This is a genomic window from Candidatus Competibacteraceae bacterium (assembly GCA_016713505.1).
Lineage (GTDB): Bacteria > Pseudomonadota > Gammaproteobacteria > Competibacterales > Competibacteraceae > Competibacter_A.
Genome location: JADJPA010000001.1, coordinates 965,380 through 985,532, shown reverse-complemented (window position 1 = coordinate 985,532; position 20,153 = coordinate 965,380). Strand labels below are relative to the sequence as shown.

Sequence of the window (20,153 nt, the reverse complement as noted above, 5' to 3'; positions counted from 1 at the left end):
GGTTTTCGCACCCGCGCGCCAGCCATCCGGCGAGAGGGTCGGTTTGATGGGTTTATTCGCCGCTCAACCCATAATCTTAGAGCGGCTCTTGACCGCGCTCCCAGCCGACTGGTCACGACTCCGCGGCGACTCGGGCCAGCCCCCACCAGGATCTTATCCATCCCCGGGCCATCCCCGCTCCAGCGACGCCCCGGCGACAACCGTGCCCCCTCGGTGATGGTCGAGCGCAAGGAATGGCTTCATGAAACGTATGCTGATCAATGCAACTCAGCAGGAAGAGTTGCGCGTGGCCCTAGTAGACGGCCAGAAACTCTACGACCTCGACATCGAAACGCCCTCGCGCGAACAGAAAAAATCCAACATCTACAAGGGCCGCGTCACCCGGATCGAACCGGGCCTGGAAGCGGCCTTCGTCGACTACGGCGCCGAACGGCACGGCTTTCTGCCGTTCAAGGAAATCACCCGCAGTTATTTCGACCCTCAAGCCAGCGAGAGCGGCCGCCCGAATATTCGGGAGGCCATCAAGGAAGGCCAGGAGATCATGATTCAGGTGGAAAAGGAGGAGCGCGGCAACAAGGGCGCCGCCCTGACCACCTTCATCAGCTTGGCTGGCCGCTATTTGGTGCTGATGCCCAACAACCCGCGCGCCGGCGGCGTGTCGCGGCGGATCGAGGGCGAAGACCGGCAAGAACTGCGCGAGGTGATGGGCAGCCTCAACATCCCCGACGGCATGGGCCTGATCGTGCGCACCGCCGGAGTGGGCCGCTCGCAAGAGGAATTGCAGTGGGATTTGGATTACCTATTGCACCTGTGGAAGGCCATCGAATTCGCCTCCTCCCAGAAGAAAGCGCCGTTTCTGATTTATCAGGAAAGCAACATCATCGTGCGCGCCCTGCGCGATTACCTGCGCGCCGACATCGGTGAAATCCTGGTCGACAACCCCGCCGTCCACCGCCAGGCTCAGGATTTCATGCAGCAGGTGATGCCGCACAACCTGAACAAACTCAAACCCTATCAGGACAGCGTCCCGCTCTTTACCCGCTTCCAGATCGAATCCCAAATCGAAACCGCCTATCTGCGCGAGGTCAGCCTGCCCTCCGGCGGCGGCATCGTGATCGACTACACCGAAGCGCTGGTGTCCATCGACATCAACTCCGCCCGCGCCACCAAGGGCAGCGACATCGAGGAAACGGCGCTCACCACCAATCTGGAAGCCGCCGACGAAATCGCCCGGCAATTGCGACTGCGCGATCTGGGCGGACTGATCGTCATCGATTTCATCGACATGAACGTCGCCCGCAACCAGCGCGAAGTCGAAAGCCGGCTGCGCGAAGCGTTGAAGATGGACCGCGCCCGCGTGCAGGTCGGCCGCATTTCTCGGTTCGGCCTGCTGGAGATGTCGCGCCAGCGCCTGAGTCCTTCGCTCGATGAAGCCAGCCACGTGATCTGCCCGCGCTGCAACGGCCAAGGCACCATCCGCAATATCGAGTCGCTGGCCTTGAGCGTGCTGCGGCTGATTCAGGAAGAGGTGATGAAGGACAAGACCGGCCGGGTCGTGGTGCAATTGCCGGTCAAGGTCGCCACCTTCCTGCTCAATGAAAAGCGCGAGGCGATCCGCGCCATCGAACAGCGCCATCGGGCCGGCGTCATGCTGGTTCCCAACGAAACCCTGGAAACTCCCCACTTCAAACTGAGCCGGCTGCGGGCGGACGAGCTGTCGGAGTCGGCGCAACGCCTGTCGTATTCCCTGGCGGAAGACTTTGAAGAGCAGTTCGAAGCCAAGCCCGGCGTCACCGCCCGAGGTACTGGCGAGGAAGCGGTGGTCAAGGGCGTCGCGCCGGCCACTCCGGCCCCGACACCGCCGTCGCCCGCGCCGAAGCCCGAAGCGAATTCCAGCTTTTTCCGCTGGTTGTGGGGCAATCTGTTCGGTCAGCTGCATTCAGGCAACGAACCGCTGGAAAAGCCCGCCAAAGCCGCCAGTCGCCCGCCAAAGCCAGAACGGCCGCGCCGGGATCGGCCCGGCAAACGGTCAGACGTGGAAGCCCCCGGAGAGCCGACCACCTCCAAGGCCCCCAGCACCGTGACTCCCGAGCCGGCCCCGACCGCGCCGGTCTCCGCCTTCCCAGAGGTGGCGCCAGCACTCGATCCGGTCGACCCTCCGCCAACACCCGCCAGAGAAATGGCTCAAGAGCCTGCTGTCGGGTCCGAAACCGAGGAAGAAACCGCCAATACCCGCAACCGGCGCAGCCGGCGCGGCGGCCGCAGACGGCGGCGCGGCGACGCCTCCGCCGCAACCGACGCTGCCGCGGAGAGCGCCGAGGCGTCAGCCGGCGAGAGCGACGCTGCCGAAAGACCGGACCGACCGCCGCTGGAGGCCGAAGAAAAAGCCGTGGCGGACCCGGATCTCGCTGAAACAGCGGCCGCGCCCTCGTTCTCCCCGCCTTCGCACCGGCGAATTCGCAGCGGTCGCCCGCGCTTGCCCAGAGAGATGTTGGCCGCCGCCAAGGCGTCCAACATCGCACCGGAGGCCGCGTTTTTGCCGGACCAGCCGCCGCTCGCGCCACCGCCGTCCCTGTTGGAATATCCTGGCGACGAGCTCGCTACGGCTGCGCTGGATGACTCGATTCCGAACCACGCCATAGCACCGCACGCGCAAACCGCCGGCGACACACCCCCTGTTCGACCGGAGGAGCCGGCTGCGGAGGCCTTGGTCACTGCCTCAGACGCCCAGCCGACCCCGTGGGTCGAGATCATGCAACCGGTCGAGACCGACGCGGCAACTCCGGGAGTCGGTGCTATCTCGGCGGAACCGTCTGAAGCAACGATTGAGTCGACAGTTTCAAAAACATCCGAAAACCTTAGCGTGGAACTGGAGAAACCCACCACCGAAGCCGATCACGTCGCCGCGGACCCCGCTGTGTTAGCCGATAGCGCCGGCGCCGCTGGAGCATCCATCACGGACGAAGCGGCAACGGAAACGACCGCGCGCGAACAACCGGCGGTTTCCGAAGCGGCGGCCGCCGAGCCCGCGCCCGACTCGGCGCAAGCGGGCCGCGACGAGAAGCACGCACCGGAGTCCGAACCCGCCATCAAACCGGCGAGCTGACCGATCACTCTCCATGCAGCGGGGCTGCGATCGAGCCCCGCTGGCTTTCCGCCCACCCGGCGCGGGATGCGGCATTCAAATCCGGTAGCGCCGGCGGATATCGACCAATAACCCTTCCGCCGCTTCCTCGATCAGATCCATCACCCGTTCGAAACCGTTTGGGCCACCGTAATACGGGTCCGGCACCTCGCGTTCGGGCAGGTGCGGGGCATAATCCAGAAACAACTGGATGCGCCGCCGCGGTCCTGGCTCCCCGCATAAGGCCAGCAGATGTTCGAGATTCTCGCGATCCATCGCCAGCACATAGTCGAACTCGGCAAAATCCGCTACCGTGACCCGGCGGGCGCGCAGATCCCGCAGGTCGATATCCCGTCGCAAGGCCGTCATCTGGCTGCGCGGATCGGGCGGCGCGCCGGTGTGGTAGGAGTGAGTGCCGGCCGAATCGACATAGATTTTTTCGTTCAAACCCGCTCCTTCCAGCATCCGCCGAAACACCCCTTCCGCCACCGGGGAGCGACAGATGTTGCCCATGCAAACAAACAGAACTCTGACCATCGCTTTCGCTTTCGCCTCATTCAGCCGGCGCTGCCGTCTGAAATCGAACAGCGCGCGGAACATCCTGACAATTGACCCGATCAACTTGGCCGCCACTCATGTTGCGCATTGACGCTCGAAAACTGCAAACGCTGCTGGATCAGACCTTGAGTTACCGAGGACTATCCTGTCGGGTCATCGAAATTCTCACCGATGAACCCGCGCTGGTCCTGCGCGACCGCCAGGACCATAAGGTCATTCAAGCCAATCAATACGGTGAGGCCGGGCCTCGCGTACCACGAACCTTCACGGTGACCCTGCTCGACAGTCAAGGTGACGGTTTCAATCCCGATCTACCCGAATTAGCCACGTTCGACCTGCTGCTTTGAGGCCGCCAATTCCGCCGCCACCCGCGCCAGGTCGGCTTCGGTGTCGACGCCCGGCGCAGGCGCCTCGGTCGCTTCGGCGACATAGATGCGGATACCGTGCCACAGAGCGCGCAACTGCTCCAGCGATTCGGCTCGTTCCAGCGGCGCCGGCTCCAGTTGCGGGAAACGCCGCAAAACCGCCACCCGGTAAGCATAAAGCCCGACATGCCGGAACCATGCGGTAGCCGCCGGCAGTTCGCTCGGGCGTCCGCCATCCGCGCGGAATACCTCGCGATGCCAGGGCAGCGGGGCGCGGCTGAAATACAGCGCGAACCCTTCGCGGTCCCGCGTCACTTTGACCGCATTCGGATCGAAAACTTCCGCCGCTTGCTGAATGCGGGCGCAGGCCGTGGCGATGCCGGCGAGCGGATGCTCCTCCAACTCCGCCGCGACTTGCCGGATCAAGGCCGGCGGCATTTGCGGTTCGTCGCCTTGCAGGTTGACCACGATGGCATCCTCCGGCCAAGCGTAGCGCTGCGCCACTTCGGCCAGACGGTCGGTGCCGGACAGATGCGCCGGGGAAGTCATGCACACCAGCGCGCCAAACTGTTCGGCCGCCGCCTGAATGCGCGGGTCATCGGTGGCGATCACCACCTCCAGAGCGCCGCTGGCCAAGGCGCGTCGGTAAACGTGCTCCAGCAGCGTTCGGCCGGCCAGCAGCCGCAACGGTTTGCCCGGCAGCCGGGTCGAGGCGTAACGGGCGGGAATCGCCACCCGAAACCGGAGCTCTTTTCCACTCACTCAAGCGGCCTCTTCATCCGTCAGCCGTCGGGCCTCGGCTTCCAACATCACCGGAATGCCGTCGCGAATCGGATAGGCCAGCCGGCTTTCCTTGCAAATCAACTCCTGCCGCGCCTTGTCGTAGCTCAGCGGGGCCTTGCTGACCGGACACACCAGGATGTCCAGCAATTTCTTGTCCATCGGGTTCACCTCGTGACGGGGCTGTATCGGGTAAGGGGTTCGGGTTGGAGCGGCGGGCCGGCGCCTCCACCTGACGGCGCACGCCCTTGGCCATGGCGATCATGCCCAGTTGCTTGAGCAACCGCTCCTCGAATTCGGGGTCGAGCCGCGCGCTGACCGGTACGTACCAGCCGTTATCCGGTGCGATGTCGCGACACTTGACCGCATCTTTTTCGGTCATCAGCACCGGCAAATCCTCGCGAAACTGCAAATCTCCCGCCTGGAACTGATGGTGGTCGGGAAACGGATGTTCGACCAGGCGCAGGCCGGCGTTCCGCAAATGCGTGAAAAAGCGCCACGGATCGCCGATGCCGGCCACCGCGTGCACCGAGCATTGCCGGAAATTGGTCAGCACGGCGCTGACCAGGGGATCGCGCAGGTTCACCGCCGTCTCGCCGTGCAGCGTCATCAGGTATTCACCGTTGCGCGCCGCGCCGTTGCCGACCACGAAATCGACTTCGCGCAGTCGGGAAGGCGGTTCCCGCAACGGACCGGCGGGCAGGCACGCGGCATTGCCCAGCCGGCGAAAACCGTCCACCACGGCGATTTCGAGATCGCGCCGCAAGGGGTAATGTTGCAAGCCGTCATCGCTGATGATGACGTTGCAATCACAGGTTTCAAACAGCTTGCGCGCCGCCGCCACCCGATCCGGGCCGACCACCACCGGACACCAGCACCGCCGCGCCAGCAGCACCGGTTCGTCACCGACCTCTAGAGGCTCGGCGTCAGTCGCGACGTAACGCGGCCATTTCGGCGACTGGCCGCCGTAGCCTCGCCCGATGATGCCGGGCTTGTAGCCGGCCTCCCGCAGCAGTTCCACCAAGCGCGCCACCAGCGGCGTCTTGCCGGCACCGCCGACCGTGATATTGCCGATTACGAGGATCGGCACGCTGGGTCCTTCGCTTTTCAACACACCCTGTCGGTACAGAAAGCGCCGCGCGCGCGCCGCCAGCCCAAACAACAGGCTAACCGGCCACAGCACTACCGACACCAGATTCAACGAATAGCCATAACGATCCAGCCAGTGCATGGTCAATCCCTTCCAGATGGGGTGGGGTCAGCCTTGGCGGGAGGATTCCGAGCGTCCGGTTCGTTCACGGTGGCGATGGCCAGTTGGTGGATACCCAACTGACCGGCGACATCCAGCACCGCCACCACGGCTTGATGGGGTGTCCGGCCATCCGCGCTGACGGTCAACGGCAAAGCCCGGCCGTTCGCCTCGGCTGATAGTTTTTCCTTCAACGTCGCCGCATCGGTGGTTTCCAGCAAGCGCCCGTTGATGGCATAGCGGCCGGCGGCGTCGACCGCTACCTCCAGTTGCGCCACGGCGCCCGGCATCGGCTTGCCCGACGCATCGGGCAGGCGGATTTCCAGTTCCGATTGATGGCGCAGGCTGGTGGCGATCATGAAAAAGATCAGTAGCACCAGCACCACATCGATCATCGGCACCAGATTGAGTTCTGGCTCCTCGCGGCGGTGGGGACGTAGCTTCATGGCTGCTGTCCGTGCTGGCTTTCGCCGTCCAACACCTCGATCAATTGCAGCGTTTCCTGCTCCATATCCACCACCAGCTCGTCCACGCGGGCATGGAAATAACGGTAGAACAGCACGCTGGGAATGGCCACGGTCAGACCGGCGGCGGTGGTCACCAGCGCCTCGGCGATGCCGACCGACAGCAGGCTGAAATTGCTGTTGCCCTGCACCGAGACGATCTGAAAAATCTTGATCATGCCGGCCACGGTGCCGAGCAACCCCAACAAGGGGCTGATCGAGGCAATGGTGCCCAAGGCATTGAGAAACCGTTCCAATTCATGCACCACATGGCGGCCGGTATCCTCGACCCGCTCCCGGAGAATTTCGCGACCGTGGCCGCGATAGTCCAAGCCCGCCGCTACGATTCGACCCAGCGGCGAATCCAAGGCCAGCGCATCAAGATCCTCCCGATCGACCGCGCGCCGTTCCGACCAGCGGCGCAAGATCGCCACCAGTTGCTCCGGCAAAACCCGCGCCCGCCGCAACGCCAGCAAGCGCTCGAAAATGATGATGGTCGCCGCCAGCGAGCAAGCCAAAAGTGGCGCCATTAGCCAGCCACCGGCTTTGATCAAATCGAGCACGTCAAAAACTCCGGCATGCCTGTCCACCCCTCTACATTAATAGCGAACCATGATACTGGATTTTAAGTTGCAACCGCTCAAGGCGCTGTCCAGTAATGGCGGTTATCGCGGCGGTAGCGCTCCGGCTCCAGACTTCTGCCCGCCTCCAACCGAAAGGTGAGCGCCCCTTCATTGGCGGGATCGAGCACCGTAGCGCCGGTGGCCTGATAGCGCGCTACCGTTTCAGGACGCGGATAGCCAAACCGATTTCCATGGCCGGTTGCGAACAGAATGTAGCGCGGTCGCACGGCGTCCAAAAAAGTCGGACTCGACAGGTTGCGATGGCCGTGATGCGGCGCGACCAACACATCGGCGGCCAATTCCACCCCATACGCCGCGACCAAGGCGGTTTCCACGCGGGTCTCGATATCGCCCGGCAGCAACACCCGACCCGACCTTCCCGCCACCTGGAGCACGCAAGACGCATTGTCGCCGCTAAATCCAGCTTCTGGCGGATGCAGGATTTGGAATCGCACTCCATCCCATTCCCACGTTCGACCGGCCCGACATAGTTCGGCCCCCGCGATGGGAGTCTGTTCCAGCGAGGCGGTAAAAATCCGCTCGACCGGCATCAATTCCCGCAACGACCGCACCCCGCCGGTATGTTGGCTGTCGGCGTGACTGACCAGCAGCGTATCTACCCGCATGATCCCCTGCTGGCGCAGAAACGGAACGAGCACCGCCCGGCCGGCATCGAGATTCGTTCCCAGACGTGGCCCAGTATCGTAAACCAACACATGATGTTGGGTTCTGACCACCGCCGCCAGTCCCTGACCGACATCTAGCAAGGTGAACCAGAACCCACCCAACCCTGGTGCGGCGACGGGTGGCCACAGCAACGGCAAACACAGCGGCAAGCCCAACCAGCGACCCGGCAAGCCGCGCGGCGCGAGCAGCAAAGCGATACCCGGCAGCGCGAACCCCAGCGTCCACAACGGCGGTGCCGGCCGATACCAGATCAGGCCGGGCAGTCGATCCAGCCAGGCCAGAATCTGCCACAATCCTTCCATGGTCAGCGCGGCCAGTTGCAACACCACCGCTGGCAGCGCCGTGCCGAACCACCCTACCAGCGCGGCCAGCAAACTCAACGGCAATACCGTGCAACCGACCCAGGGTATCGCGATCAGATTGGCCAGTGGCGACAGCAACGGAAATTGCTGAAAGAACACCAGCGTCGGCGCCAGCAACCCCAGGGCAATCTTGAGCTGCAAGCCGACGGTCCGGCCGAACCAGCGCTGCTCGCGCCAACGGCCGCTGACCGAGTAGAGAATGACGGCCACCGCGCCGAAGGACAGCCAGAATCCGGCCAATAGCGGCGCGGTTGGATCGACTACCAGCACCACCAGCAACGCCAGCGCCAAAACCCGGCCAGGCGCGGCGGGCCGTTGCCCGAGCAGCGCCAGCATCGCCACCGCCACCATCAGGAACGAGCGCTGCGCCGGCACCGACAAGCCGGACAGCAACGTGTAAGCGCCCGCCGCCGCCAGCGCCGCCAGCGCCGCCGCGCGCGAGGCCGGCCAGCGCAGCGCCAGCGCCGGCCACCGGCTCCAAAGCCCCCAAACCAGCGCGAACACCATCCCGGCGATCAGGCCGATGTGCGAGCCAGATACCGACATCAAATGACCGGTGCCGGTACGGTTGAACACCTCCCATTGCCACGGAGCAATTCCGCCTTCTTCCCCAACCGACAAGGCGGTCAAGATGCCGGTAAAAGGATTTCCAGGCAGCAACCGCGCGAAACGGGCCGCGACCTGTTGCCGGTAACGGTCCAGCGGATAGCGTTCGGCCGGCGCCAGCCAGCGCGGCGACGGCTCTGCCCGAACGCTGCCGGTCGCCGCGATCCCTTTGGCATGGAGCCAGCGCTCGTAGTCGAAGCCGCCCGGATTCGCCAGACCCCGCGGCTGTTTTAGCCGCACCGTAAAACCCCAACGGTCGCCGACCTGCCACGATCGGCTCACGTCAGCCGGCGCATCAGCCTCACGCTCGGCCTCGTCCCACCACGACAGGCGCAACCGTTGGCCGACGAGCGTGAGAATCGGCCGCCCGTTACGTCGGGCCTGATCCACCACAAACTCGAAACGAACGCTGCGCCCTTCGCGATCGGGAAGGGACGCGATCCAGCCCTCAAGCCAAAGGTCTGCCCCTTCCAGCTCCGCCGGCAAGCTCGCAATCGGTGAAGCCAGCAGCAGCGCCCAGAGAAATCCAGCCAGGCCCCACGCCGGCAGCCGCAACCCCGGAACCACAACCGACAGCGCCAGCACCGGCAGCGCCAGCGCCCAACCCCGCGCCGGTAACTCTGGCAAAGAATGCAGGATCAGCACACCCACCAGAAAGGCGACAGATCCAAGACGCATCGGCGGTCGCCAAGGACTCAGCGTTCCCGAACCAGCAACCCGTCCGTCAAGCGCCAGACCGCGTCCATGCGGGAGGCCAATTCCAGATCGTGCGTGACGATCACGAAGCTGGTTTCCAAATCGCGGTTGAGTTCCAGCATCAGGTCAAAAACCTGTTCGGCGCTATGCCGGTCTAGATTGCCGGTCGGCTCGTCGGCCAACACGCCAGCCGGCTCTGTAATCAACGCTCGCGCCACCGCCGCCCGCTGCCGTTCGCCGCCCGATAATTCGCCCGGTCGATGGGTCAAGCGCCGGCCCAATCCGACCCGTTCCAGCAGGGCGCTCGCGCGTTCCTTGGCCCGCTGCGGTGAATCGCCCCGAATCAACAAGGGCATCGCCACATTTTCCAGCGCCGTGAACTCGGGCAGCAAATGGTGGAACTGATAGATGAAACCCAGCCAGCGGTTGCGCAACCGGCCCCGCTCCGCGTCGCTCGTCCGGCTCAATTCCTGGCCGGCCACCCAGACCGAACCGGCGGTCGGCGTATCCAAGCCGCCCAGCAAATGCAGTAGCGTACTTTTACCGGAGCCGGAACTGCCCACCACCGCCACGCGCTCGCCGCGCCGGATCGCGAAGTTGATCTCCCGCAGCACCTCCAACCGCTCCTCACCCTGTCGAAACGCTTTGGCCAGTTGCCGGCACTCCAATACCATCCCTTCCGACCGTTGTCCTACTTCATTCATAGCGCAGCGCCTCGGCGGGTTGGGTCCGCGCGGCCCGCCACGCCGGATAGAGCGTCGCCAGCATCGCCAGTCCGAACGCCACCAACCCGATGGTCGCCACATCGCCCCACTGTACTTTCGAGGGAATATCGCTGATCAAATAAATATCCGGGGCCAGGATCTTGATGCTGAACACCCGCTCGATGAACGGCACCACCACATCCACGTTCTTCGCCAACGCCACGCCGCCGATCAATCCCAACAGGGTGCCGATCAGCCCGATGGCGATCCCCTGCACGATAAAAATCCCCATCACCCCCAGCGGCGTCAGACCCAGGGTGCGCAAGATCGCGATATCGGCCTGTTTGTCGGTCACCACCATCACCAGCATCGAGACAATGTTGAAAGCCGCCACCGCCACGATCAGGGTCAGAATCACGAACATCGCCGTTTTCTCGATCTGGACCGCGCGAAAATAGGTGGCATGATCTTGGGTCCAGTCGCGCGCCGTGAAGGTTTCGGGCAGCTTGCCGGCCAAATCGCGCGCCAGGCGCGGGGCCATGAACAAATCGCGCAGCTTCAAGCGCACGCCGTTGACCGCGCCATCGGGATATTGAAATAACCTGGCCGCATCATCGACATGCATCAACGCCAAGCCCCGGTCGTATTCATACATGCCGGCCTTGAACAGACCGACCACATCGAAACGCTTCAAGCGCGGCAGGATACCCGCCGGCGTCACGCTGGCCTGCGGCGTGATGACCGTTACCTTGTCCCCCACCATGACCCCCAAGCTATTGGCCAATTCCTTACCGAGAATGAGGCCGAATTCGCCGGGTCGGAGATCGTCCAGCGTTCCCTGGATCATCTTGCCGTCGATATCGGACACCTGTTTCTCCTCGGACGGCAGAATGCCCTGCACCAGCGCGCCACTGACCAGCGAACCACGATTCAGCATCGCCTCGCCGCGAATGTACGGCGCCCCACCCAGCACCCGCGCATCTTCCAGCGCCCAATCCCGCACCGCGCGCCAGTCCTCCACCACGCCGTTCCAACGGTTGATGGTGGCGTGTGGGGTCATGGCTAGAATCCGGCCGCGCACCTCTTCCTGAAAACCGTTCATGACCGAGATCACGGTAATCAACGCGGTAATGCCCAGCGCGATGCCCACCATCGAACTTAAGGAAATGAACGAAATGAAGTGATTGCGACGCTTGGCGCGGGTATAGCGCAAGCCGATGAACAATTCCAAGGGACGAAACATGCAGACGATCTCAGGCGGCGGATGCCGTCAGCGGAAACTGTATGATTATAAATGTCTTGGCCGCCCATCAGGCGGCCAAGACGCTACCCACCGCAACCGAAGAACGGTTATTGAACGGACGGCGTGACCGGCGCGGCCGGCGCCTTTAGCTTTGGCGCGACCACCGGAGCCGTTGGGCTGGCCGACGGCGCTCCCAGCTTGGCCGGCGCGGCCGTCGGAGCCGCCGGACTGGTTGGGCTTTTGAGCTGAGGCGCAGCGGCCGGAACGGAGGGCTTTTTCAAGGCGGGCGCGGTCGTGCCTGCTCCCACGCTCACCATGGGCCGGATCTTGTCCAGCGTCCCGCCCTTGATTCCCGGCACGTTGGCCAGATCGTCCACCGACCGGAACGGGCCGTTGGTTTCTCGGTATTTGACGATCGCGGCCGCCTTGGCCGGGCCGATTCCCGCCAACCCCTTATCCAATTCTTCGGCGGTCGCCGTATTGACGTTAACCGCCTGCGCGAAAGCGACGGCGGAAAACAACGCCAGCATCAATCCAAGCACCACCTTCAAACATTTCATACCAGCCTCCTTATTCTTAAAAACCAACATCTTGAAACACAGCGGGATGCGGTGGTCTCGTTCAACCGTCGGTTTTCATCACCAAGTCGGATATCGGCTTGATCGTGCTCCATTTTTGGCAGCTCGGGCAACACCAATGCAAGGATTTTACGACGAACCCGCAATTGGCGCAGCGGTAACGCGCCGCGCCGTTGAGCATTTGCGTGCTGATGCAGTGCAACGCGCGCAAGTCGGCATAATTCGCGCCCTCACAGCGCCCCAGCTTGATTTCAACCAGCCGGCGCAATCCCAACAGCGTCGGATACTCCCGCAGTTCCCGGTCGAGAAACTGGAGCGCGGCCTCCTCACCTTCCTGCTTGAGCAGCCCTTCCGCCAAGGCATCGGTGATTCTGCCGCTGTGATCCCGTCCCTGGACATCCCACAAATAACGCACCCACTCATCAAGACGGCCCAGCGCGCCAAAGCATTGCGTCAATGCGGCGATCACTTCCGGGAAATAGCCGCGATCCTGCTGTTCGACGGCTTGAAACGCCTCGATAGCCGAGCGATGGTTTCCCGCCCGCACCGCCAGCCGCCCGAGCAGCAAGCTCGCGCGCGTACAACTGGGATCGCGCGCCAGCGCATCGAGCAACCACGTGGTGGCTTCTTCAGGTTCGTTTTTTCGAAAAGCCGCTTCTTCGGCCAGCTCGCAGCAAAAATGGGCGGTTTCCTTGCGTTTCGATTCCCCGCCGATCTGCTCCAGGCGGTCGCAGAACGCGATGGCCTGACGCCAGTCCTTTTCCTGCTGAAAAATGTAAATCAGCCGGGAGACCGCGACTTCCATGTAATCGGGCTGGTCCACCAAGTCCTGAAACAAGGATTCCGCCCGGTCGAACAGGCCCGCTCGCAAATAGTCCTCGCCCAGTTCCAGCGCGGCGCGCTGGCGCTGGTCGACGGTCAGGTTGGTTCTGGCGATGAGGCTCCCGTGAATGTGAATCGCGCGGTCGACTTCGCCGCGCCGGCGAAATAAATTCCCCAACGCCAAGTGAATTTCGGCGGTGTCCCGATCCACATCGGCCATGCGGGTAAACACCTCGATGGCTTGATCGGGTTTGTCGTCGATCAGGTAGTTCAGCCCCTTGAAATAGTCGGCATCGCGGGCCGCCGCACCCTCTCGGCTAAGGTAAGCCCGCCTCGCCACCCACCAACCCGACGCTGCGGCAACCGGGAGCAGCAGCCACACGAGTTCGATCATGGCCTGACGGCAGCGCGCGATCGGTTCAACGAGCCTCCCGCCCCACCTTCTTGGCCAACACGTTGAACTCCTGTTCCTTGCTGAACAGGCTCTGTCGCAGCCGGGCCACTTGCCAGCGCAGCGGTAATACCATGAACGCTCCGATCAACACCGTCAGCAACACGCCGACCGCAAAGGCGCCAATCGCCACCAGCGACAGCGGTCCGCGCGCTTCTCCAAACAAATATTTGACGGTGACGGGTTCGGCGTTGAGCGTGGAAAATTCGACGCCCAGCAACAGCACCACGAACAGAATCGCAACGATCAGGATGAGTTTGATCCAATACATCGGTTTCCCCTGCCTCAACATGCTGAAATCAGTGAGCCCGGCCGACGTCATTCTCACGATTGGCGACTTGTGACACCCATGCGGCGCGGGTTAATAAAAAACCCACTTCAGACCGTGGGTTCTCAAACGGCGCCGGACAGCCGATAGCCTGCCGGAAAACTTCGGATCTCACAACTAATCGCCGGCGCCGCTGTAGCGGTCGTTCACTCGCTCGCGAAGTTCCTTGCCGGGCTTGAAATGAGGGACGTATTTGCCAGTCAGGGAGACCGCATCCCCCGTCTTGGGATTTCGTCCGACCCGCGGCGGCCGAAAATGCAATGAAAAGCTGCCAAACCCTCGGATTTCGATCCGCTCGCCGCCCGACAGCGATTCGCTCATCTGTTCCAGCAGGGTCTTGACCGCTTGTTCGACATCCCGATAAGGAATATCGCTGCGTTTGCGCGCGAGAATTTCAATCAATTCTGATTTGGTCATGGCACCTCCCTCGATCCTTGGCGACGGCCGGAACCGGCGCGCCGCTCATGCTTGAAATTCGAGTAAAGTCCTACCGCAAGCCACGGCGGATCGCGGCGGATGGGGAACGGCGGCCGGCATCCTTGCGCCGGCCGCCTGTCATTCACTCTTCCTGCGCGCCCATCTGCTCCTTGAAGATGTCGCCCAAGGTTGCGCCGGTGCTCGATTTACGGCTGTAGTCTTGCAACACTTCGGCTTCTTCCGCCATATCCTTGGCCTTGACGGACAGGGTGATGGTGCGGTTCTTGCGATCGACGCCGATGAATTTGGCTTCGATCTCTTCGCCTTCCTTCAATACCGAACGGGCGTCCTCGATCCGCTCCCGCGTCAATTCGGAGGCGCGCAGCGTTCCCTCGATGCCGTGGCCCAGATCCACCATGGCGCCCTTGCTGTCCACCGACGCGATCCGGCCCCTGACCACGCTACCCTTGGGATGATCGGCGACGAAATTGGAGAAGGGGTCCTTGTCCAACTGTTTGATGCCGAGCGAAATGCGTTCGCGCTCCGGGTCCACCGCCAGCACCACCGCCTCGACTTCCTGGCCTTTCTTGTAGTGGCGCACGGCTTCCTCGCCAGGCATGTTCCAGGAGATGTCCGACAGATGCACCAAACCGTCGATGCCGCCATCCAGGCCGATGAAGATGCCGAAATCGGTGATCGACTTGATCTTGCCGGAGACGCGATCGCCCTTGGCGTGACCTTGATCGAACTCTTCCCAAGGATTCTGCTGGCATTGCTTCATTCCCAGGGAAATCCGACGGCGGTCCTCGTCGATGTCGAGCACCATGACTTCGACTTCATCCCCCAAGGCCACCACCTTGTTGGGGTTGACGTTTTTGTTGGTCCAATCCATTTCGGAGACGTGGACCAAGCCTTCGACCCCTTCTTCGATTTCCACGAAGCAACCGTAATCGGCGATGTTGGTGACCTTGCCGAACACGCGGGTGCCGACCGGATAGCGCCGGGCCAGCGCGATCCAGGGATCGTCGCCCAGTTGCTTGAGGCCCAGCGACACCCGGTTGCGGTCGCGGTCGAATTTGAGCACCTTAACCTGGATGGCATCGCCGACGGCCACCACTTCGGAGGGATGCTTGACCCGCCGCCAGGCCATGTCGGTGATGTGCAGCAGCCCGTCGATGCCGCCCAAATCCAGGAACGCGCCGTAGTCGGTGAGATTTTTGACCATACCCTCGACGATCTGGCCTTCCTGAAGGTTCTGCAACAAGGCTTCGCGTTCGGCGCTGTATTCCTGCTCGACCACGGCCCGGCGGGACACCACCACGTTGTTGCGGCGGCGGTCGAGCTTGATGACCTTGAATTCCTGCTCCTTGCCTTCCAGATAACCGGCGTCGCGCACCGGCCGCACGTCCACCAGCGAGCCGGGCAGAAAGGCGCGGATCTCGCCGATATCGACCGTAAAGCCACCCTTCACCTTGCCGCTGATCAACCCCTTGACGATTTCTTCCTTTTCAAACGCCTGCTCCAGCGCGCTCCAGATCCGGGCACGCTTGGCTTTTTCGCGAGATAGCCGGGTTTCTCCGGACCCATCCTCCAGCGCGTCCAGGGCGACTTCCACTTCATCGCCCACCTTCACTTCGAGCACGCCTTCCTCGTTGTAAAACTGTTCGAGCGGAATCAACCCTTCCGACTTCAGCCCGGCATTGACCACCACGCCGTCCGGTCGGATGGCCACCACGAGTCCCTGGATGATGGAACCCGGTTGCATTTGCTTGTCGGCCAGGCTTTGTTCAAACAGTTCGGCAAAACTTTCAATCATGGGTTATAACTCAAGAAACGGCGGCGATGGACCGCCACGGGTTGGTTGGGACAAATGGTTCGTTAATGCGAACCCGAACCAGCGATGTTCTCCCGTTGCACGGGAATTTTGAAGGCTTTCGCCTGAAGCGTCCGGTCGAGCGCTCGAATCGCCCCACTAAGCGTAGCCACCGAGTTACCCTCCGTAAAGTACGGACTTAGCAGATCTTGGGTAAGGCCAAACGCGTAAAGGCACATTTCAACGCCCACTCACAAACTTCAGCCACGCTCAACGAGGTGGTATCCAGCATTTCAGCATCGACCGCGGGCTTGAGCGGGGCCACCGTTCGTTGCGTATCCCGCCGGTCGCGCGCCTCGATTTCTTCGACTAGACTTTTAAGGTTAGCATCCAAACCTTTTTCTCTCAACTGCTTATAGCGGCGCTTGGCGCGTTCTTCGCCGCTGGCGGTCAAAAATAGCTTTAATCCGGCCTCCGGGAATACGACCGTACCCATATCCCGTCCGTCGGCGATCAACCCCGGAAACCGGCGAAAATTGCGCTGCCGGCGGAGCAGCGCCGCCCGTACCGACGGCAAAGCCGCCACCCGCGACGCGGCATTCCCGCACCGCTCGCTTCGCAATTCCGCGCCAACTTGCGCGCCTTCCAGCACGATACGCGGAGCACCGTCGAGGTCGGGTACAAATTCGACGGCCAATCCGGCGGCCACCGCCGCCAGTTGAGTTTCGTCCTCCAACGACACCTGGCGGCGTTGGGCCGCCAACGCCGTCAACCGGTACAGCGCGCCGCTGTCGAGTAAATGCCAACCCAAGCGGGCGGCAAGCCACTGACAAACCGTTCCCTTACCGACACCGCTCGGACCGTCCACGGTGATTACCGGCGCCAGCGTTTGATCCGTTGCGTCAGTCATGTCAGCGCGACTCCTGAACCGCCAACCCCACCTTTCGCGCCAGCATCACAAACCCCGGAAAGGAGGTGTCGACGTTGGCGCAATCCTGAATCCGCAGCGCGCTGTCCGCTCGTAAAGCAGCCACCGCGAAGCTCATGGCGACGCGATGATCGCCGTGGCTGTCGATGGTTCCGCCGGCCAGCGCGCCGCCGTGGATGGTGATGCCATCCGACGCCGGTTCGGCCACGATCCCCAATGCGCTCAGGCCATCGGCCATCACCTGAATCCGATCACTTTCCTTGACCCGCAATTCCTCCGCACCGGTCAGGATCGTTTCTCCTGTAGCGCAGGCGGCGGCGACGAACAGCGCGGGAAATTCATCAATGGCTAACGGCACCAGGGTTTCGGGAATACGGATGCCGTGCAACGGCGCATGACGCACCCGCAAATCGGCCACCGGCTCGCCGCCGGCGAGTCGTGAATTCAGGATTTCGATGTCCGCACCCATCAAGCGCAAAATATCGATCACGCCGCTGCGGGTCGGATTGACGCCGACATGCTCCAGCACCAAATCCGAACCCGGCGCGATGCTGGCCCCGACCAAAAAAAATGCAGATGATGATATATCAGCCGGTATATCGAGTTCGGTTCCGGTCAGCCGACCGCCGCGGGCGACCGCGATGGTCCGTTCGTTCTCGCGCCGCAATGGATAGCCAAAACCTTCTAGCATCCGTTCGGTGTGATCGCGGGTCGGCGCCGGTTCGGTAATGCGTGTCTCGCCTCCGGCATAAAGCCCGGCCAACAGCAGACAAGATTTGACCTGGGCGCTGGCGACCGGCAGCGGATAGTCGATTCCAGTCAGCCGCCGGCCACCGTGAATCCTGAGCGGAGCCGTCCCCTGCTCGCTGCTTTCGATCCACGCGCCCATGCGCGCCAGCGGGTCCGTCACCCGCCGCATCGGTCGGCGAGTCAGCGAGGCGTCGCCGGTCAGTACGGTGTCGAACGCCTGTCCGGCCAAGAGGCCGCTCATCAAGCGCATCGACGTGCCGGAATTGCCCATATCCAGCGGCTCGGCCGGCGCGCGCAAGCCGTGCAGGCCGACACCGCGAACGACGACTTGCCCCTGATCCGGACCCTCGATCCGCACGCCCATGGCGCGGAATGCCCGCAACGTCGCCAAGCAATCCTCGCCTTCCAGAAAGCCGTTGATCGCGGTTTTACCTTCGGCCAACGCACCGAACATAATGGCGCGATGGGAAATCGACTTGTCGCCGGGAACGCGCAGGCGACCGCGCAAGGCGCCGCCCGGCTCGACGGTAAAATTCAAATGCGGCATAAGGAATCAGTCGAGATAGAGATTGTCGCGGGCACGCTTGGCCCGCTGGAAGGTGTTAAGGATCGCAGCGCGGTCATCGTTGCGGATCGCGGTCGCCAATCGCTCCAGATCGGCGCCGAACAAGGCGATCATCTCCAACACCTGCTCGCGGTTGGCGACACAGATATCGTGCCACATGCAGGGATCGCTGGAGGCGATACGGCTGAAATCGCGGAAACCGCCCGCCGCGTAGCGAAAAATCTCCGCCCGGTCGTCCAACCGCGCCAACGTATCCACCAAGGTATAGGCCAGCATGTGCGGCAGATGACTGGTCGCGGCCAACACAGCGTCGTGATGGCGCACGCCCATGTCGATCACCTCGGCTCCGCTCAGCTCCCACATCCGTTGAATCAAATGGTGGGCGCTGGCGGCGGTTTCCGCCAACGGCGTGAGAATCACCCGGCGCTTTTGGAACAAGGTCGAAAATGAAGCGTCCACCCCGCTTTTTTCGGTACCGGCAATGGGATGGCCCGGTACGAAATTGGGCGGAATGTGGCCATAAATTCGCTCGACATCGGCCACCACGCTGCCCTTGGCGCTGCCGACATCGGTCACCACGGCACTCGACGCCAGCTGCGGGACGATGGCGCGCAACACCGGCTCGATGGCCCCCAACGGCACGGCGACCACCACCACATCCGCGCCGACCACCGCGCGGGCGGGGTCGGTATCGTAGCGATCGATCACTCCCAAGCGGACGGCAGCCTGCAAATTCTCCTCGTTGCGGCCGGAACCAATCACCTCGCCGACTTCCCCCCGCTCGCGCAAGGCGCGGGCCAGCGAACCGCCGATCAAGCCGACGCCGATGACGCAAAGCCGTTGGATCAAGGGTTGTGCGGCCATATCAGCTTTTCAGCACGTCGGCCAAGGCCTCGATCAGCCGGGCATTTTCGGCCTCGGTGCCGATGCTGATCCGCAAATGGTGGGGTAACCCGTAATTATCCACCGGCCGAGCGATGACGCCCCGCTTCAGCAGCCCGAGGAAAACCTCGCGTCCGGATCGCTGGCCGAGAGCGACACACAGGAAATTGCCGGCCGAGGGCAACCACGTTAAACCGAAGTTCCGGCACGCCTCCTGCATCTGCCTCATGCCAGCACGGTTGGCAGCCTTGCCGCGCTCCAGATGCTCGGCATCATCCAGCGCCGCCGTCGCCGCCGCCAACGCCAAGCTGTTGACGTTGAACGGCTCGCGCGCCCGGTTCAACAAATCGGCCACCTGAGGATCGGAGACGCCGTAACCGACCCGCAAGCCGGCCAAGCCGTAGGCTTTGGAAAAGGTCCGGGTTACGACCACATTGGGAAAGCGGTCGAGCCAATGCAAGGCATTGGGGCAATCCAATTCCGGTTCGACGTATTCAAGATACGCCTCATCCACCACTACGATGACCCGCTCGGAAACGGATTTCAGAAACCCTTCCAGCTCCGCCGTTTTCAGCCACGTGCCGGTGGGATTGTTGGGATTGGCGACGAAAATGACGCGGGTTCGATCATTGACCAGCGCCCGCATCGCGGCGAGATCATGACCGTAAGGCATGGCATGATCGGGTGCATTCGCCGTGGCGACGCGCGCCGTGGCGCCGATCGCTTGGGTGACGATGGGATAGACCGCGAACGCATGTTCGGAAAAAATCGCTTCGTGTTCCGGGGTCAGAAAAGCCCGCGCCACCAGTTCCAGCACATCGTTGGAGCCATTGCCCAAGGTCAGCGCTTCCATCGGCACCTTGAGTCGATTTGACAGCGCCGTTTTCAGTTCGAAGCCGTTGCCGTCGGGATAACGGGCGAGATGGACTAAGGCTTCCCGCGCGGCGGCGAGTCCTTTGGGGCTGGGACCGAGCGGATTCTCGTTGGAGGCCAGCTTCACGATGTCGCTCAACCCGTATTCCCGGCGCAGTTCGCTTTCCGGCTTGCCGGGCTGATAAGGTTGCAAGGTGCGCACGCCGGGCGCGGCCAACGCAAAATAATCACAGCTCATACGCGGAA

At 62.8% G+C, this 20,153-nt stretch carries 19 protein-coding genes and 1 pseudogene; 2 read left to right on the top strand and 18 right to left on the bottom strand.

Features of this window, described 5'->3' with window-relative positions; translation table 11 throughout:
* The first annotated feature begins 241 nt into the window (after positions 1-241).
* Positions 242-3,106, top strand: a complete 2,865-nt coding sequence (gene rne, locus IPK09_04535) for a ribonuclease E (protein MBK7982884.1) — start codon at positions 242-244, stop codon at positions 3,104-3,106.
* 75 nt (positions 3,107-3,181) lie between these two features.
* On the opposite strand, the gene IPK09_04530 is transcribed toward rne, so the two are convergent.
* Positions 3,182-3,661 (bottom strand): low molecular weight phosphotyrosine protein phosphatase, encoded by a 480-nt coding sequence (locus tag IPK09_04530; protein ID MBK7982883.1) that lies wholly within the window; start codon positions 3,659-3,661, stop codon positions 3,182-3,184.
* A 98-nt stretch (positions 3,662-3,759) separates the two neighbouring features.
* Here IPK09_04530 and IPK09_04525 point away from each other — a divergent pair, with 98 nt between their 5' ends.
* Positions 3,760-4,029: a hypothetical protein gene (locus IPK09_04525; protein MBK7982882.1), complete on the top strand. Its 270-nt coding sequence runs from the start codon at positions 3,760-3,762 to the stop codon at positions 4,027-4,029.
* Here IPK09_04525 and kdsB read toward each other — a convergent pair.
* The 17 genes and pseudogenes from kdsB to IPK09_04440 all read right to left on the bottom strand — a co-directional run bounded on the left by kdsB (position 4,003) and on the right by IPK09_04440 (position 20,145).
* Positions 4,003-4,809 (bottom strand): 3-deoxy-manno-octulosonate cytidylyltransferase, encoded by an 807-nt coding sequence (gene kdsB / locus IPK09_04520; protein ID MBK7982881.1) that lies wholly within the window; start codon positions 4,807-4,809, stop codon positions 4,003-4,005. The genes IPK09_04525 and kdsB overlap by 27 nt on opposite strands.
* A complete protein-coding gene (locus IPK09_04515) occupies positions 4,810-4,989 on the bottom strand; it encodes a Trm112 family protein (GenBank protein MBK7982880.1) in 180 nt (59 codons plus the stop codon).
* A gap of 115 nt (positions 4,990-5,104) precedes the next feature.
* Positions 5,105-6,058 (bottom strand): annotated as a pseudogene (locus tag IPK09_04510) (tetraacyldisaccharide 4'-kinase).
* 2 nt (positions 6,059-6,060) lie between these two features.
* Positions 6,061-6,522 carry a biopolymer transporter ExbD gene (locus IPK09_04505; protein MBK7982879.1) on the bottom strand — a complete coding sequence of 154 codons (462 nt, stop codon included), beginning with the start codon at positions 6,520-6,522 and terminating at the stop codon, positions 6,061-6,063.
* Positions 6,519-7,142: a MotA/TolQ/ExbB proton channel family protein gene (locus tag IPK09_04500; protein MBK7982878.1), complete on the bottom strand. Its 624-nt coding sequence runs from the start codon at positions 7,140-7,142 to the stop codon at positions 6,519-6,521. The genes IPK09_04505 and IPK09_04500 overlap by 4 nt, the downstream gene beginning before the upstream one ends.
* Positions 7,143-7,219: 77 nt before the next feature.
* Positions 7,220-9,535 carry a DNA internalization-related competence protein ComEC/Rec2 gene (locus IPK09_04495; protein ID MBK7982877.1) on the bottom strand — a complete coding sequence of 772 codons (2,316 nt, stop codon included), beginning with the start codon at positions 9,533-9,535 and terminating at the stop codon, positions 7,220-7,222.
* Positions 9,536-9,552: 17 nt separating this feature from the next.
* Positions 9,553-10,257: a lipoprotein-releasing ABC transporter ATP-binding protein LolD gene (gene lolD, locus IPK09_04490; GenBank protein ID MBK7982876.1), complete on the bottom strand. Its 705-nt coding sequence runs from the start codon at positions 10,255-10,257 to the stop codon at positions 9,553-9,555.
* Positions 10,250-11,500: a lipoprotein-releasing ABC transporter permease subunit gene (locus IPK09_04485; protein MBK7982875.1), complete on the bottom strand. Its 1,251-nt coding sequence runs from the start codon at positions 11,498-11,500 to the stop codon at positions 10,250-10,252. The genes lolD and IPK09_04485 overlap by 8 nt, the downstream gene beginning before the upstream one ends.
* Positions 11,501-11,607: 107 nt before the next feature.
* The gene (locus tag IPK09_04480; GenBank protein MBK7982874.1) at positions 11,608-12,060 is read right to left on the bottom strand and encodes a helix-hairpin-helix domain-containing protein; all 453 of its coding nucleotides are present in this window, start codon (positions 12,058-12,060) and stop codon (positions 11,608-11,610) included.
* Between the two features lie 61 nt (positions 12,061-12,121).
* On the bottom strand, positions 12,122-13,294 hold the full coding sequence (gene lapB / locus IPK09_04475; GenBank protein MBK7982873.1) for a lipopolysaccharide assembly protein LapB: 1,173 nt from the start codon (positions 13,292-13,294) through the stop codon (positions 12,122-12,124).
* 25 nt (positions 13,295-13,319) lie between these two features.
* A complete protein-coding gene (locus tag IPK09_04470) occupies positions 13,320-13,622 on the bottom strand; it encodes a LapA family protein (protein MBK7982872.1) in 303 nt (100 codons plus the stop codon).
* A gap of 174 nt (positions 13,623-13,796) precedes the next feature.
* Entirely contained in the window at positions 13,797-14,096 is a 300-nt protein-coding gene (locus tag IPK09_04465) for an integration host factor subunit beta (GenBank protein ID MBK7982871.1), read from the bottom strand.
* Between the two features lie 142 nt (positions 14,097-14,238).
* Entirely contained in the window at positions 14,239-15,912 is a 1,674-nt protein-coding gene (gene rpsA / locus IPK09_04460; protein ID MBK7982870.1) for a 30S ribosomal protein S1, read from the bottom strand.
* A gap of 196 nt (positions 15,913-16,108) precedes the next feature.
* Positions 16,109-16,819 carry a (d)CMP kinase gene (gene cmk / locus IPK09_04455; GenBank protein MBK7982869.1) on the bottom strand — a complete coding sequence of 237 codons (711 nt, stop codon included), beginning with the start codon at positions 16,817-16,819 and terminating at the stop codon, positions 16,109-16,111.
* Position 16,820: 1 nt separating this feature from the next.
* Complete coding sequence (gene aroA, locus IPK09_04450; protein MBK7982868.1) at positions 16,821-18,134, bottom strand: 3-phosphoshikimate 1-carboxyvinyltransferase; 1,314 nt, start codon at positions 18,132-18,134, stop codon at positions 16,821-16,823.
* Between the two features lie 6 nt (positions 18,135-18,140).
* On the bottom strand, positions 18,141-19,001 hold the full coding sequence (locus tag IPK09_04445) for a prephenate dehydrogenase/arogenate dehydrogenase family protein (GenBank protein ID MBK7982867.1): 861 nt from the start codon (positions 18,999-19,001) through the stop codon (positions 18,141-18,143).
* Positions 19,002-19,017: 16 nt separating this feature from the next.
* The gene (locus IPK09_04440; GenBank protein ID MBK7982866.1) at positions 19,018-20,145 is read right to left on the bottom strand and encodes a histidinol-phosphate transaminase; all 1,128 of its coding nucleotides are present in this window, start codon (positions 20,143-20,145) and stop codon (positions 19,018-19,020) included.
* Positions 20,146-20,153 lie beyond the last annotated feature (8 nt).